The sequence below is a fragment of the Aquicoccus sp. SU-CL01552 genome, assembly GCF_040365005.1.
In the GTDB taxonomy this organism is placed as follows: Bacteria; Pseudomonadota; Alphaproteobacteria; order Rhodobacterales; family Rhodobacteraceae; genus Antarcticimicrobium.
Map to the genome: position 1 here is coordinate 38,577 of NZ_BAABWV010000018.1, position 14,911 is coordinate 53,487.

At 61.3% G+C, this 14,911-nt stretch carries 11 protein-coding genes and 5 pseudogenes; 12 read left to right on the forward strand and 4 right to left on the reverse strand.

The window, feature by feature from the left end; all coding sequences use genetic code 11:
* Nucleotides 1-3: 3 nt before the first annotated feature.
* Nucleotides 4-566 (reverse strand): annotated as a pseudogene (locus ABWV23_RS18505) (transposase); the annotation flags it as partial.
* Nucleotides 567-903: 337 nt separating this feature from the next.
* Here ABWV23_RS18505 and ABWV23_RS18510 point away from each other — a divergent pair.
* Entirely contained in the window at nt 904-1,185 is a 282-nt protein-coding gene (locus tag ABWV23_RS18510; protein ID WP_353350604.1) for a hypothetical protein, read from the forward strand.
* Here ABWV23_RS18510 and ABWV23_RS22415 read toward each other — a convergent pair.
* Nucleotides 1,176-1,265: pseudogene (locus tag ABWV23_RS22415) on the reverse strand (IS5/IS1182 family transposase); the annotation flags it as partial. The gene ABWV23_RS18510 and the pseudogene ABWV23_RS22415 sit on opposite strands and share 10 nt — an antisense overlap.
* Nucleotides 1,266-1,353: 88 nt before the next feature.
* On the opposite strand from ABWV23_RS22415, the pseudogene ABWV23_RS18515 reads away from it, so the two are divergent.
* Nucleotides 1,354-2,400: pseudogene (locus ABWV23_RS18515) on the forward strand (transposase); the annotation flags it as partial.
* 44 nt (nt 2,401-2,444) lie between these two features.
* Here ABWV23_RS18515 and ABWV23_RS22420 read toward each other — a convergent pair.
* Nucleotides 2,445-2,695: pseudogene (locus ABWV23_RS22420) on the reverse strand (IS6 family transposase); the annotation flags it as partial.
* Here ABWV23_RS22420 and ABWV23_RS18520 point away from each other — a divergent pair.
* The 9 genes from ABWV23_RS18520 to ABWV23_RS18560 all read left to right on the forward strand — a co-directional run bounded on the left by ABWV23_RS18520 (nt 2,600) and on the right by ABWV23_RS18560 (nt 13,091).
* Entirely contained in the window at nt 2,600-3,826 is a 1,227-nt protein-coding gene (locus ABWV23_RS18520) for a LysR family transcriptional regulator (protein WP_353350427.1), read from the forward strand. The pseudogene ABWV23_RS22420 and the gene ABWV23_RS18520 sit on opposite strands and share 96 nt — an antisense overlap.
* Nucleotides 3,827-3,993: 167 nt before the next feature.
* Nucleotides 3,994-4,965: an ABC transporter permease gene (locus tag ABWV23_RS18525; protein WP_353350429.1), complete on the forward strand. Its 972-nt coding sequence runs from the start codon at nt 3,994-3,996 to the stop codon at nt 4,963-4,965.
* A gap of 100 nt (nt 4,966-5,065) precedes the next feature.
* The gene (locus tag ABWV23_RS18530) at nt 5,066-6,049 is read left to right on the forward strand and encodes a sugar ABC transporter substrate-binding protein (RefSeq protein ID WP_353350431.1); all 984 of its coding nucleotides are present in this window, start codon (nt 5,066-5,068) and stop codon (nt 6,047-6,049) included.
* 86 nt (nt 6,050-6,135) lie between these two features.
* The gene (locus tag ABWV23_RS18535) at nt 6,136-8,259 is read left to right on the forward strand and encodes an ABC transporter permease (protein WP_353350433.1); all 2,124 of its coding nucleotides are present in this window, start codon (nt 6,136-6,138) and stop codon (nt 8,257-8,259) included.
* Nucleotides 8,256-9,293: a hypothetical protein gene (locus ABWV23_RS18540; RefSeq protein WP_353350435.1), complete on the forward strand. Its 1,038-nt coding sequence runs from the start codon at nt 8,256-8,258 to the stop codon at nt 9,291-9,293. The genes ABWV23_RS18535 and ABWV23_RS18540 overlap by 4 nt, the downstream gene beginning before the upstream one ends.
* 14 nt (nt 9,294-9,307) lie before the next feature.
* A complete protein-coding gene (locus tag ABWV23_RS18545) occupies nt 9,308-10,786 on the forward strand; it encodes a sugar ABC transporter ATP-binding protein (RefSeq protein WP_353350437.1) in 1,479 nt (492 codons plus the stop codon).
* 49 nt (nt 10,787-10,835) lie between these two features.
* Nucleotides 10,836-11,684, forward strand: a complete 849-nt coding sequence (locus ABWV23_RS18550) for a branched-chain amino acid aminotransferase (protein WP_353350439.1) — start codon at nt 10,836-10,838, stop codon at nt 11,682-11,684.
* 16 nt (nt 11,685-11,700) lie between these two features.
* A complete protein-coding gene (locus ABWV23_RS18555) occupies nt 11,701-12,111 on the forward strand; it encodes a carboxymuconolactone decarboxylase family protein (RefSeq protein WP_353350441.1) in 411 nt (136 codons plus the stop codon).
* Between the two features lie 5 nt (nt 12,112-12,116).
* The gene (locus tag ABWV23_RS18560; RefSeq protein ID WP_353350442.1) at nt 12,117-13,091 is read left to right on the forward strand and encodes a quinone oxidoreductase family protein; all 975 of its coding nucleotides are present in this window, start codon (nt 12,117-12,119) and stop codon (nt 13,089-13,091) included.
* Between the two features lie 22 nt (nt 13,092-13,113).
* Here the strand turns inward: ABWV23_RS18560 and ABWV23_RS18565 are convergent, their stop codons facing one another.
* Entirely contained in the window at nt 13,114-13,290 is a 177-nt protein-coding gene (locus ABWV23_RS18565) for a hypothetical protein (RefSeq protein WP_353350443.1), read from the reverse strand.
* Between the two features lie 132 nt (nt 13,291-13,422).
* Between ABWV23_RS18565 and ABWV23_RS18570 the strand changes: the two are divergent.
* Nucleotides 13,423-14,396: pseudogene (locus ABWV23_RS18570) on the forward strand (IS5 family transposase).
* Nucleotides 14,397-14,911: the final 515 nt, after the last annotated feature.

Sequence of the window (14,911 nt, forward strand, 5' to 3'; positions counted from 1 at the left end):
CTGTCACGCCACACGGACGACCTCGGCTGTGACGAGAGCTTTGAATCGGTTCATGAGAGCGATACGGATGCGGATTTCGGCGGTCTGGTCTGAATCCCGTGCCCCGCTCCGTTCACCGAAGGAACTGAGACAACGCATCCCCTGCGCGGCAGTGAGGTGCTTGCAAATCATGGGCGCGGCCGTACCGGCTGAAGGCGAATGCCACCGCTCGGATGTCGGAGGTCGCCGTATCCACGGCCAGAGGAACCTTGCGCCATTGGCGGGATCGCTGCGGGCCACGTTTCCGGGTCTGCCATTTCTCATCCGGCGGGCGATTGCAAAGCATTCTGCCGAAAGGGCGCAATCGCCCAAGAACTTGATCCCACTGCTGTCGACTAGGAGGGTCAACGGCCCTTCGACACAGCGATACGGGATCTGAACGGACACGGCCTTCTGCCTGCGGCACAGGGGGCGATGTCTGGAACGGGCCAGTCAAGTCCGGCCATGCGCGAGAGGTTCGCCACCATCCCGGCAGTCTGCCTGAGCCGCCGCTTGGACAGCACATTGACCGACAGGCAAAACCGGATTCGCAGCGTGAATCCTTCCGCCACCGAGTTCTGAAACAATGCCGACGGGATACCACGCCCGAAGCCGTGTTGAACACTGAATCCGGGTCCGTTTGGAACGCGCATTGACACACCTTCCGCTGTTTCCACGACGCGAGTCGCGGTCTTGGCGGGATTTCAGTTCATCCCATGGATTCGTTTCCGTAGTCCCCAAGATCGCCCCTACCGGAGGCCATTGGTGCGGGGATTGGTTCAATTATGGCCAAAATGGGGCGAAACTAAGGGCATAAGTTGATACCCGCCCCGTAGGCCCCGATCCTTGCTTTCTGATACGAGACACTGGATGGGGAGACGAACGATGGACAGGCCTACGATTGCCTCGATTCATCTGGGATTGAGCGCCTATGAAACGGCGATGGGAAACCGGATTCGACCGAAGTCACGGCGTTCCTCCGGTTCTTCGCCGCTGCAACCGATGAATATCTCGGTCCCCTCCAGCATGTCAGGGAAAAGCGCGAAGGAACTGAAGGTAAGCATCCTGAAATCGCTTCAGAACCAGTCGAATTCGGGCACGGTCAGAATTCGCGATGTCGCATCCGCTTTGGATGACGTGCTTAGGGTCAGGACGCATAACCAATAAATAACGAGGGCGGCGAGGGCGATGGCTGACAGAAAGCCCCTCGGGCACCTGTCGTATCAGGTCACCACAGGCCGCCATTCGACACTTGGAAAGCTGCTCAGTAGCGCCCGCGCTCCGATATAATCGCTGACTTGGCCGGCTGGTGACGAACAAGTCCAGCGGCCACCCTTGGCTGCCGCGCTGCGGGCCGAGGCTGACGCCTTCGCCGCGCAGCACGCTGAAGAGATACTACCGGACGGCCGCCATCGAGTTGTCCGGCACGGATACGGACCTGAGCGCAGCATCCAAACCGGGAACGGGGCGCTTGACGTCCAACGTCCGAAGGTGCGCGACCGCGCCACCGATGTGCCCTCCGACCGGAAGATCCGCTTCACCTCGGCGATCCTGCCGAAATGGGCGTGACGCTCGCGCCTGACCGGTGAGTGGCAGCAGGACTACGACCGCTGGCAGCGCCGCGACCTGTCGGCCCGCCGATACGTCTATATCTGGGAGGATGGCGTGTACCTGCAGGCCTGGATGGAGCCGCAGGCCGAATGCATGCTCGTCATTCTCGGGGCCACGCCCGAGGGGAAGAAGGAGCTTGTCGGCTTCCAGGTCGGCCTGCGCGAGAGCGCCCAGAGCCCCCTTTCGGAAAATTACTACGCAATCGCCTGTCGGTCAGCGGGACGGGAGCTCCTGGTAGACATCAAGGCACGCGGCCTCGCGGTTCCGCCCGAGATCGCCGCCGGCGGTGGGGCCATGGGGTTCTGGAAGGCGCTCGACGAGTTCTTCCCGGGCACGGGGCATCAAAGATGTTGGGTTCACAAGATCGCCAATGTTCTGATCAAGCTCCCAAAATCCATGCAGCTCACGGTGAAAGTTGCCCTGCGTGAGATCTGGCAGGCCGAGACCCGCGCCAAGGCCATGGCCGCCATGGACATCTTCGCCGAGAAATACAGCGCCAAGTACGAAAAGGCGGTGACCTGCCTGACCAAAGACCGCGAGGTGCTGCTCGCTTTCTACGGGTCTCCGACCGTTCTTGCCTCAAACTGTCCCCCGGACAGTTTGCCGCCTGCGGCGGACCGGCGCGAACTCCCGGGTGAGCACTGGGATCACCTGCGCACGGGCAACCCGATCGAGAGCGTCTTCGCCACTGTCCGGCATCGGACCGTGCGCACCAAAGGCGCTTTATCGCAGAAGACGGCGAAGCTGATGGTCTTCAAGCCCGTTCAGGCCCCATCACCCATAATCCCGCATAGCTCCCTCTCCTTCGTGGCCGACGCTCGCCAGAGGGAGTGCCGCGCGCCGTTAATATTCCCAAACATCTCGTCCAGATGCCATCGCCACCGGCTGGAGCGACCGCGTTCAATCCGACGTTTGCGGATTTCTGCGGCGGACAACGGCCCAAACTTGGGCCACCAAAACGGACCACCTCATGGCTGACGTCGATGCCACGTTCGTGGAGCAGGTCTTCCACATTCCGGAGCGAAAGCGGGAACCGAAGGGAGTGCATCACTTCCAGACGGATGATCTAGAGGCTGGTCTTGAAGTCCTTGAACAGGCGGCGCTTGATCATCTCGCAAAGTTACCCAGCTCCCCCGCCTCAAGCCGCGTTTGTCTGACAGGACCGCCGGAAGCCACAGCCGACCGGCATGGTCCGACTCCCGGCCCGCCCTGCGTTGACATCCGCCACCGGTGGCCCCTACCCTTTCCCGTCGCATCCTGGAGCACAAACATGGACATCCGCACGTATTCCGGTTTTGTCGCCGCCGCCGAGCTTGCAAATTTCACGCTGGCCGCCCAGCGTCTGAACATCACGCAATCGGCGCTGTCGCGCCAGATACGTGGACTGGAGGAGTCTCTGGGTCTCAGGCTGTTTGAAAAATCCGGCCGCAACGTGCGCCTGACTGCGGCGGGCGAGGCACTACTGACCAAGGTCAACGGCGTGTTGGTGGCGGACCGAGATCTGTGGTCCTTCGCCGGTGATCTGGCGCGAAATCAAAGCGGATTGCTGAAGATCGGGGCCTGTTCGCAACTGGTCGAACGCTATTTGCCCCGGTTCCTGGGCGAATGGCGCCTGGCCAACCCCGGCATTGACGTTCGGCTTGAAGATGGTGGCGGCCCGGAGCTTGCCGAAAAACTGCACGCGGGCGCCGTCAACCTGACGATCAGCGCGATGCCGACCGCACCGATCGAGCCTTTCGAGGCGGTGCGCCTCGGTGAATTGGGCTTTCTCGCGGTCGCAACCCCCGACTTCCTGCCCAACACCAGCGGTCCGATCGAGATTACCGATCTCCTTGAGAGCCCGATCCTGACGCTAAATTGCCGCCACGCCTCGCGCGAGGTGTTCGATGCCGCCTGTCGGCTGTCGGGGCAGGTTCCACGGATCGTGCTGGAAAGCACCTCGCCGCACACGCTGTTCGCGATGGCAGAGGGCGGAAATGGCATCGCGGTGGTGCCGTCTTCGGCGATACTTGCAGGCCGGTCGCTGATCAGCCGACCGATAACCTTGCGCGGCGAACCCATCCGGTTCGACATCTGCGCCATGTCAGACAGCCGCGCCACGTTGCCGGTTTATGGGCGCCGTTTCATCGAGGCGTTGCGCAAGCACATCTTGGTGGAGGAAAAATCAGCGGGTCGCGGACATCTGCATATTGTGTAGGCACATCGTGTCCAGACGCATTCCCTATCGGAATGATTTCTTGAGTAAAACTTTCATTGGACGGCGGCGACAGCCAGTTGCTAGCCTGTTGTCAGGTTGCTTGGCGCGCATTCCACAATGGGATGATGCGAACAGAAGCAGCTGAACAACACATGGATACTGGCCCGTTGAGCAACCTGAAAAACCTCAATCAGGAACGTATTGTCCTGATCGTGGCAGTCCTTATTTTCGTCATCGCTTCGGTCGCGCTTCCGGGCTTTCTGTCTGCACCGAACCTGATCTCAATTGTCCGCTCGATCTCGGTACTGGGTATCTTGGCCCTGGGCATGTCGGTCGTCATCATTGGCCGGGGTATCGACCTGTCGATGGTCGCGATCATGGCCATGTCGGTGGCCTGGTACCTTCAGCTTCTGGGCGATGGAATGGCCGACCACACGGCGCTGCTGCTTGTCCTGGCCGGTGTTCTGGCAATTGGATTGCTGAATGGATTCCTGGTCGCCTATGCGGATGTTCCCGCGATTTTCGTAACCCTTGCCAGCGGTTCTTTCGTGTTCGGCTATGTGCGGTCTCAGCTGATTTCCTCCGATGCGGTGCCGGTACCCGAGGGGCACTGGGTCGCCTTGCTGGGTGGGCTTCGCTTTGCCAGCATTCCGGTCGAAGTCTATCTCTTTGCGCTTCTGTCCGGCGCGATGTTCCTGTTCTTGCGCTACACGAAGTGGGGACGCTATGTCTACTACGCCGGCGACAATCCGAATGCGTCACGCAATATCGGCATTCCGGTGCGGCCGATGCTGGTGCTGCGCTATGTGCTGGCAGCCCTGATCTCGTTTGTCGCCGGGTTGCTGACCGCCGCCAGCCTGCATTCGATCAACACCCGCGTCGTCAACTCCAACCTTCTTTATGACATTGTCCTGGTCGCCGTGATCGGCGGCATCGGATTGTCCGGCGGCAAGGGCGGAGTGCGCAACGTGCTGGTGGGCGCCGCGCTGATCGGCATCATGCTGAATGCGATGACCATCATCGATATTCCGTTGCTGTATCAGAACCTGATCAAATCAACGATCCTTCTGCTTGCGATCATCTTCGATGGCGTTCTGAACCCGCGCGACGAACAAACCGCGCAGCAGGGAGATATCTGACCTCGCTTCGGACAAAGACAGAATAACAATCCAAGAATAAAACCAACAGGAAAAGGACAGAGCTATGAAGATGATACGGACATTTCTGACGGCTGCGGCCATGACCGCTGCCACCCTTGCCGCCGTACCCGCAGTGGCTCAGGATCCGGGTCCCATGACCTATTCCGAGGCCCTGAGCGGCAAGCGCGTTCTGCTGGTGCCGATGGCGATGGGCTTTGACCTAGCGCAGGGCTGGGCCGCCATTCTGGAGCACGAGGTTTCGGCCTTTGGCGGTGTCTTCGAGACCCGCGACCCGAACTGGAGCGTCGAGGCCGGCGCGCAGGCGCTCACTGAGGCGATCGCATCGGAGGAAAAACCGGACGTGCTGATCGTCATGTCCCCGGACATGAACTCCTATTCCAAACTGATGAAGCGGGCACAAAAGGCCGGGATCTATGTGATTCTGGTCGACAACCCCGCCAACTTCAAACCGGATGCCTATGTCGGCAGCGACTGGACCCAGCTGGGCCGGCTTGAAGCCGAGGCGGCGATCAAAGGCTGCGGCGAGGGATCGTCGGGCCAGATCGGTCTCGTGCAGGGGGATCAGGTCAACGCCACCAGCCTGTTCCAGTACGCTGGCATCATGGATGTACTGTCCGCCAACCCCGCGTTCGAGGTCGTGGCCAAACCGGATTCCAACTGGGATGCGACCACCTCGCGCAACGTGACCACCACGATGCTGCAGCAGCATCCCGACATCTGCGCGATCATCGACTTCTGGGATGGGGACGCAACCGGTGCCGCCGCCGCGATCCGCGACGCAGGGATGCAGGACCAGGTGTTTCTCGTCACCACCGGTGGCGGTGAAAAGGCCGCCGATTGCGACATGATCGAAAACGGTACCTATGGCGCGGTGGTCATGACCAATCTGGCGCAGGAGACCTATAACATGGTCGCCATCATCAAGTACCTGCTGCAAAGCGGTCAGGAACCGGGCGCCGCCTCACCCTACATCTACACGTTGCTTCATGCGACCACCAAAGAGGATCTCAAGCCCGACAGCTGCTGGGATCTGAAGGCCCTGCAGGCCATGAACGCGGACTGATCCCGGACAACCGGACGTCTCATGAAACGGCCAGATATGATCTGGCCGTTTCCTCCTCTGCCCCTCCCTTATCCGACGGAGCCCCGATGAAATTCCGCGAGCAGTTGCAGGCGTGGCGCTATAACCTTGTGCCAGATCACGTCATCGGCGAAATCCTGACCAAGCGCTGGACCGATAACGCGATCCCTTTCATCGCACTGGTGATTGTCGTCGCAAGTTTCGGCAGCGTCATTCCGGGCTTTTTCAAGCTCTATTCGCTACAGGAATCCACCCGCCAGCTAGGCGAGTTCAGCCTTGTTGTCACCGGGTTGACCGTGGTCATGCTGGGCGGCGGCATCGACCTGGCGGTCGGCTCGATCTTTGCGCTGTCCGCGTTTTCCGCCGTGTCCATGGTGTTCATCTTTGAACAACCGGTCTGGTTGGCCTTTGCCGCCTCGATGGCCACGGGGGCCACATTCGGGGCGATCAATGGCTACCTGATCGGGTTCCTTCGGCTGCGCGCCTTTATCACCACGCTTGTGACCTTCATCATCGGCCGCGCGATCTATGATATCCTTGTCGTCAACTTCGGCTCCAAGATACAGATGTCGATGGTGTCCTCTGATACATGGGATTTCATCGGCGACGGCACCATTCTGGGCCTGTCGGTGCCGGTGCTGTCGGCGCTTGTTCTGGCCATCGTCACCCATATCGCGCTGACCCGGTCGCGGCCCGGCTGGCATGTCCTGGCGGTCGGCGGCTCACGCCGCTCTGCCCATAATGCGGGCATCCGGGTGCGCCAGACGGTCTTCATGACCTATGTCTTTTCCGGTCTGTGCTCTGCCGCTGCCGGCTTCCTGATCGCGACCCGGCTGTCGGGCGCTGGTCCCGGAACCGGGCACGGCTTGGAAATCCTTGCCCTGACGGCGGCCGTGGTCGGTGGCAACAGCCTTGGCGGCGGGCGTGGCTCTGTGGTCAAGGGGATCATGGGCGCCATCATCGTTATGGTGATGACCAACGGACTGATCCGGCTGGGCTATGGCACCGGCACCAACCAGATGGTTCTGGGCATCCTGCTGGCCGTCGCTGTGACGATCGACATCCGCTGGCTCAAGAACCGCCACAAGGTGCTGAACGAGGTCTATGTCGCACCGGTTTATCTGCGCATGGGCGAGGCCCCCTCGGCGGTGCCGGGCTCGGGCACCCCATACGCACTGAACAGCAAACTGTCAGCCGCCGCGCATATCGGGTTGGGCGAAGTGGAAGGGCCCGAGGACGTCATCCTTGACCGTGACGATCACCTTTATTGCGGCACCCGCCACGGCGAGATCGTGCGCTTTTTCGCGCCGGACTATACCCGGTCCGAAGTGTTTGCGCATATCGGCGGCTTCCCCCTCGGGCTTGCGTTCGACCGCGACGGAAATCTGATCACCTGCGTCGGCGCAATGGGGCTTTACCAGATCGCACCCGACCGCACTGTCACCAGGTTGTCGGCCGAAACCCGACGCTCTTTGACATCCATCGTCGACGACGCCCGCCTGCGCGATCCCAACGACCTTGATATCGCCCCCGACGGAAAGGTCTATTTCACCGACTCGACCAAACGCTACGACGCGCATGAATGGACGCTCGACAGTATCGAGAACCGCGCCACCGGGCGGCTGCTGGTCTATGATCCCGCCGACGGCAGCACCAAGACCCTGCTCGACGGTTACCGCTACACCAACGGCGTGACGATGGCGCATGACAACAAATCGCTGTTCTTTTGCGAAAGCTGGGCCTGCCGCATTCACCGCTACTGGCTTGAAGGCCCCAAAGCCGGCACCGCCGAATGCGTGATCCGCGATATGCCGGGCTATCCCGACAACATCAACCGCGCGTCGGATGGCACCTACTGGATGGCGTGGCTCGGTATGCGCACCCCGTCGTTTGACCTGTCGCTGCGTCACCCGGCGATGCGCAAACGCATGGCGCGCCGACTGCCCCAGGACGACTGGCTGTTTCCCAACATCAACACCGGCGGCGTGGTCAAGTTCAACGACAACGGCGAAATCCTTCAGACCATGGGCGATCTGACAGGTCTGGCGCATCCGATGGTCACCTCGATGCGCGAGCACAAGGGTGAATTGTTCATCGGCGGCATCCTGAACAACCGGATCGGTCGCTTCACAGTCGACGGAGCCGACAAGACCTGGACCTCCAACAACGCCTATTGGGGGGCGGCCAAATGATCCTTGATCCGATCCTCGATATCTTTCGCGGCCGCGCAATCACCATCCCGCCGATGGATGGCGCATTTCGTCCCAATTCCACTCTGGACGAGCTTGCAGTGTTTGCCGACCTGCCTGACGCCGACAACCTGTGCCGGAACGGCGACCGCCTGCTCGCATCCAGCGGGCGCGATCTCGTCGAACTGCGCGAGGACGCGGCACCGGAACATCTGGACAGCTTTGCCGCCGCCATCACCGCGCTGGCCACCGGCCCCGATGGCACGCTCGCCGTCGCACTCGATGACGGCAGCCTGACCGAGAACGGCACCCCGGTGCCTTTGCCCAAGGGGGTGGCTTGCATCACGGCGTTGGCCTATGGACCCGATGGGGCGCTGTGGCTCGCCAACGGCTCGGACCGGCATCACGTGTCGGGCTGGGTCGCCGATCTGATGGAGAAAAACGCCAACGGATCGGTCTGGCGACGGATGCCCGGCGCCGGTTTCGAGGTGATGGCGAAAAAACTGGAATGGCCGTTTGGCCTGCTGCCCGACACCAAAGGGTGCCTGGTCAGCGAAAGTTGGCGGCACCGGCTGGTGCGGGTCGAGGCCGGCACGGTCAAGCCGATTCTGCGAAATTTGCCGGGCTACCCGGCCCGGCTCACACCCTGTGCCGACGGCGGCGCCTGGCTGTCGATATTCGCGCCACGCAACCGGCTGATCGAGTTCGTCCTTCAGGAAACCCACTACCGGTTCGACATGATGGCCAGCGTACCGCGTGAATTCTGGATCGCGCCGACTCTTGCCTCGGGCCAGAGCTTTCTGGAACCGCTGCAATGCGGCGGCATTCGCACCATGGGCGTTCACAAGGCGTGGTCGCCCAGCCGGTCGTGCGGGTTGGCAGTGCGCCTTGCCCCGGACATGACCCCGACGTTCAGTCTGCACAGCCGCGCCAACGGCAAGCGGCACGGCACCTGCAGCGCAATCGAATTCAACGGCCGCGACCTCATCGCATCGCGCGGTGGCAACTGTATTCTCGCGACGGAGGGCATGGCATGAATCCCGTTGTGCAGATGGAGCGGATCACCAAGACTTACCGTAGCGTTCCGGCGGTGAAAGATGTTGATTTCGACGTCGCCGAGGGCGAGATCCACGCCCTTCTCGGCGAGAACGGCGCCGGAAAATCGACGCTGACCAAGGTCATGGCGGGTGTTGTCACCCCGACCGCGGGCAAGATGACCTATCAGGGCAAAGAGGTGCAGTTCGCCAGCCCGCACGCGGCGCTTCAGGCCGGTATTGCGATGGTGTTTCAGGAGACAAGCCTCGTGCCGTCGATGACGGTGGCTCAAAACCTCTATCTCGGGTCAGAAAACTTCCTCAACCGGCTGCGCGGCACATATATCTCGGCGCAACAATTCCTTCAGTCGCTCAACTTTCCCGTCGATCCGGCGGCGATGGTCGAATCCCTCGGCGCAGCCAAGCGGCAAATGGTCGAAATTGCGCGCGCGGTACATCACAAGGCACGCGTGATCATCTTCGATGAACCCACCGCCACTCTCACGCCCGAGGAAAAGCGCCATTTCTTCGCGCTGTTGCGCCGACTAAAGGCCGAGGGCGTCTCGATCGTGTTCATCTCCCACGCGCTTGAAGAGGCTTTGCTGATATCTGACCGCATCACCATCCTGCGCGACGGCGAAAGGGTGGCCACCGGCCCGACGTCCGAGTTTGACCGCGACAAGATCATCGCCGCGATGGTCGGGCGCACGTTGTCGGATGAAATCTATCGCCACCATGACGAGACGCGCCTGCGCAAACCTGGCCGCAAGGTCCTGTCGGTGCAGGACATTTCGATGGGCGCAATGGTACGCAACACCGCGTTTTCCGTATTCGAAGGGCAGATCACCGGGGTGTTCGGGCTGATCGGATCGGGACGGACGGAAACCTTCAAGATCGTCTCCGGCATCTACAAACGAGACTTCCTGCGCGGCGGGACCATCTCCCTCGATGACCGACCAGTCCGCTACTATACCCCCGCTGAAGCGGTGCGTGACGGCATCGCCTATGTCACCGAAGACCGCAAGTCCGAAGGCATCTTCGAAACGATGTCGATCGGAGAAAACTTGTTTGGCGGGCTTCTGGCCGCCGACAAGGAAGACGGCCTGGTGATCCGCAACAGCGACATCCGCGACCTGGCGGCAGAATGGACAGACCGCCTGAACATCCGAACGATCAACGCCGAGGCGCAGGTGGTCGAACTCTCTGGCGGCAACCAGCAGAAGGTCGTTATCGGCAAAGGGCTGATCCAGAAGCCCCGCATCGTGATTTTCGACGAACCGACTCGGGGCGTGGACGTGGCCGCGATTGCCGAGATTCACCAGATCATCAACGAACTGGCCGATGCCGGGCTCGCGGTGGTGATGATTTCCTCGTATCTGCCCGAAATCATGAACCTGTCGGATCGCATTCTGGTCTGCCGGCAGGGCCGTATCGTCGAGGAGTTATCGCCGGCCGAGGCCACCGAAGAAAAAATCATGTACGCCGCAGTTCACTAACCCGCGCAGCCGGAGAGCGGACCCTGAACGTGCTTAAGGAGAAGACCGAATGACAAAGACAATATGGACGTATTACCGCGGCGACTGGCATCAGGGTGACACCCGCATCCTCGGGGCAGACTCGCATGCCACATGGCTTGGCAGCCTTGTGTTCGACGGCGCGCGCCTGTTCGATGGCGTCGCCCCCGACCTTGATCGTCACTGCGCCCGCGTCAATGACAGCGCCCGCGCGCTTGGCCTTGTGCCGACCCTGTCGGGCGGCGAAATCGAGGCGCTGACCTATGAAGGGCTGAACAAGTTCGCACCCGGCACCGACATCTATATCCGGCCGATGTATTGGGCCGAAGAAAGCGACGCCGGGGTGCTGCCGCCCAAACCCGAAAGCACCGATTTTGCCCTGTGCCTTGAGGAAATGCCGATGGTGGACCCCACCGGCTTTACCATCACCACCACCCGGTTCCGCCGTCCCACGATGGAGGTGATGCCGGTCAACGCCAAGGCCGCCTGCCTGTACGCCAACAACGCCCGCATGGTGCGCGAAGCCCAGGCCAAGGGCTATCAGAATGCGCTGTGCTGCGACGCGAATGGCAACGTGGCGGAACTGGCCACATCCAACGTGTTCATGGCGCGCGACGGCGAGGTGTTCACGCCAATGCCCAACGGCACCTTCCTGAACGGTATCACCCGCCAACGGGTCATTGCCCTGCTGCGCGACGCGGGTGTAAGCGTTCACGAGACAACCCTGAGCATCGAGGATTTTCGCAGCGCAGATGAGATTTTCTCGACCGGGAATATCTCGAAGGTGGTGCCGGTGATCGGCTTTGACGATCGCGAGCTGCCCTTTGGGCCGATGGCACGCAAAGCACGCGAGCTGTATTGGGATTGGGCAAAAGCCTGAAATATAGGAGAAAAACATGGCAACCGTAAAACTTCTGAGTGATGCCGAAGCCGACGCGATCCCCGCAGTGAAGGCCGTGTTCGACGACATTCGCGCGACGCGCAAGACCGACTTCATCAACAACTTCTGGCGCGGGTTGGCCAATGACCCGGCGGCACTCGCACGCACATGGGACAACCTGAAGACCGTGATGACCGGAGAGACCGCCCTGCCCCCGGCGGTTCAGGAAATGATCTATGTCGCCGTCTCGACCGCGAATGGCTGCACCTATTGCGTGCATTCCCACACAGCTGCGGCAAAGGCCAAGGGTATGACGCCCGAGCAACATGCCGAGCTGCTGACAATCATCGGCATGGCGGCGCAGACCAATCACCTGGTAACGGCCATGCAATTGCCCGTTGATGATGTCTTCTTGGTCGAAAGCTGATGAACATGTCGAAAGGTTGGATCGCACGCACCCCCGGCGGCCCAGAAGTGATGGAATGGGCAGACCTGCCTGTCGCAGAGCCCGGCCCCGGCGAGGTCTTGCTGGAACAGACGGCAGTCGGGGTGAACTTTATCGACGTCTATTTCCGCAGCGGTCTTTATGCTTGGCCGGAAGACACGATGATTCCGGGCGCCGAAGCCTCTGGCATGGTTCTGGCGGTTGGGGCCGGCGTTACGGACCTGACACCGGGCGACAAGGTTGCCTACGTCATGCCGCACGGGGCCTATCGCACGCAACGGGTGGTGGCAGCCGACCGTCTGGTGCGCCTGCCGGACGGGATTGATCCGGTCTTGATCGCGGGCGCAATGCTCAAGGGGCTGACCGCGCAATACCTGGTCACCGGCTCGTACAAGGTGCAGGCCGGCGATACCGTGCTGGTTCATGCGGCCGCTGGCGGCGTCGGGCTGATCCTCGGGCAATGGCTGCGCGCGCTCGGGGCGCGGGCCATCGGAACGGCGGGCACGCCAGCGAAAGTGGCGCTCGCGTTGGCACATGGTTACGACCACGTGATCAATTACCGCACCGAAGACTTCGCCGCCGTGGTAGCCGAGCTAACCGATGGCAAAGGTTGCGCCGCGGTCTATGACAGTGTCGGCGCCGATACCTGGCGCGGCTCGCTCAAATGCCTGCAACGGCGCGGCATGTTCGTGAATTTCGGCCAATCCTCGGGGATGATCTCGGATTTCGCCCTGTCGGATCTTGCCGCCGGCGGCTCACTGTCCGCCAACCGGCCGGTGCTGTTCGACTACATCGTGGAGCGCGACGAACTGCTGACGCGTTCGAATGACCTGTTTGCGCGGATTCTGGATGGCACAATTCGGCTCGACGCGGCAACCCGTCGCCCACTTTCGGAAGCCAGCGCCGCGCACACTGCACTGGAGGCGCGCCAGACCAGCGGGTCGACCATTTTGACCGTCTGAGGCACCGCCCCATTCGGCGCGCTTATCCGCGATGCCCCGCCAGTTCCCCGCGATCTGGGTCGTCGGTGGACACTTGGCGGCAATAGCCCTGTGTCGTTCGCAGCGAATGAGCCGCCTGATCGGCGGTACAGGTTAGGCAGGCATCGGTCACCTGTGTCACCAGATACCCCAGATCGCGGGCATCGCGGATCGCGGGCATCGCGGATCGCGGTTTCGACGGGTGATGTGGTGGCCACACCGACCGGTGCCCGTTTTTTTCCTATGACGAGGCTTTGTTGCACAAATCGGCTGAGGGATTCACTGTTTGAATCCAGCGTGATAGCTGGCTGTCATGAGCAGTTGGTCACCTGCGAAGTACAAGACCAGGAACTGGCCTTCGTACAACACGGCGCTGAAGCAGCGCGGTTCTCTTGCAATCTGGTTTGATCCCGAGATGTCCTGGCACGCGGCTCTGACGGGTAGGCGCGGTCGTCAGCCCGAGTTCAGCGACGCAGCGATCCAAGCTTGCCTGACGATGAAGGTGCTTTTCGGTATGCCCCTTCGGCAGACGACGGGGTTCGTCGAAAGCCTGTTGCGACTGGCTGGGCTCGACTGGACAGTCCCGGACTTCAGCACTCTGTGTCGCCGCCAGAAGACGTTGAATGTCTCCATCCCTTACCGTGGCGGAACTGGGCCGTTGCACCTTCTGATCGACGCGACAGGGATCAAAGCCGAGGGCGAAGGGGAGTGGAACGCGCGCAAGCATGGCGGAAGCAAGAAACGCCTGTGGCGCAAGCTTCACCTCGGTTTGAACGAGGAAACACTGGAGGTCCGCGCGGTCGGCGTCACGACAAGCAATGTCGGCCCCTCTCGGCAGCATCCTTCGGATGCGCCTGCCGGGCAGCGGATGCACCCATGTTGCCCGACTTGCTGGAACAAATCCTACCCGACCAGGAGATCGCCACCGTCACCGCTGATGGCGCCTATGACACGCGAAGATGTCACAATGTGATTGCCGCTCGGGGAGCCGCGGCCGTCATCCTGCCGCGCAAAAATGCCCAACCTTGGAAACCAACCACGGCGGGCGCTATCGCACGAAACGAAGCCGTAAGAGCCTGCAAATATCTCGGGCGTGCTTTATGGCAAAAGTTGACCGGATATCACCGCCGGAGCCGCGCAGAGACAAAGATGAACTGCGTCAAACTGCTTGGCCAAGGCCTCATGGCCCGAGACTTCGACCGGCAGGTTGCTGAGCTCCAAGTCCGGGTCGCGGTGCTCAATCGCTACACCGCTCTTGGCATACCCGTCACTGAGCCCGTAGGATAAGTGTGTCCACGGAAAGGGGACGTCCGTTCACACCACAATTTGTGCAACAGAGCCCCAGCGAGGATCAGGTGGTGAAGGCCGTGACCCGCGCATCATCGAGATGATCGACCATTGTGAGTGGTGCGGCAGACCTCTACCCGACCGCTCGCCCGCCGGGAAACTGCCACGCCTAGACCGAAAGTATTGCTCCAATGAATGCGGATATGCATCGCGGATACATGCCGAACGGGAAGCCCGTCTTGAGGCTATAGGCGACGGGCAGTGCCTGCACTGTGCCACCCCTATTCCGTGCGACGTGACACTCAAGCGAAAATTCTGCCAGAAGAAATGCAGGCGGGACTATTACAACGCGATTCGCAGCAAGGCGGTTCTGGCGTCGAAGCTGGGGCGCACCTGCCTAACCTGTGGTGCCTCTATCGCGCTTGAGAAGAAGGAAGGAACCCGTTTCTGTTCCCGGAACTGCAATGCTCGGCATCACCAGCGCCGGAAGCGGGCAGAGGCTAAGCGGACCAAGG

Coding starts and splice junctions, on each gene's coding strand:
- ABWV23_RS18510 (WP_353350604.1), top strand. CDS start 904: ATGGACAGGCCTACGATTGCCTCGATTCATCTGGGATTGAGCGCCTAT.
- ABWV23_RS18520 (WP_353350427.1), top strand. CDS start 2,600: ATGGCTGACGTCGATGCCACGTTCGTGGAGCAGGTCTTCCACATTCCG.
- ABWV23_RS18530 (WP_353350431.1), top strand. CDS start 5,066: ATGACCGCTGCCACCCTTGCCGCCGTACCCGCAGTGGCTCAGGATCCG.
- ABWV23_RS18535 (WP_353350433.1), top strand. CDS start 6,136: ATGAAATTCCGCGAGCAGTTGCAGGCGTGGCGCTATAACCTTGTGCCA.
- ABWV23_RS18540 (WP_353350435.1), top strand. CDS start 8,256: ATGATCCTTGATCCGATCCTCGATATCTTTCGCGGCCGCGCAATCACC.
- ABWV23_RS18545 (WP_353350437.1), top strand. CDS start 9,308: ATGGAGCGGATCACCAAGACTTACCGTAGCGTTCCGGCGGTGAAAGAT.
- ABWV23_RS18550 (WP_353350439.1), top strand. CDS start 10,836: ATGACAAAGACAATATGGACGTATTACCGCGGCGACTGGCATCAGGGT.
- ABWV23_RS18555 (WP_353350441.1), top strand. CDS start 11,701: ATGGCAACCGTAAAACTTCTGAGTGATGCCGAAGCCGACGCGATCCCC.
- ABWV23_RS18560 (WP_353350442.1), top strand. CDS start 12,117: ATGTCGAAAGGTTGGATCGCACGCACCCCCGGCGGCCCAGAAGTGATG.
- ABWV23_RS18565 (WP_353350443.1), bottom strand. CDS start 13,290: ATGCCCGCGATCCGCGATGCCCGCGATCTGGGGTATCTGGTGACACAG.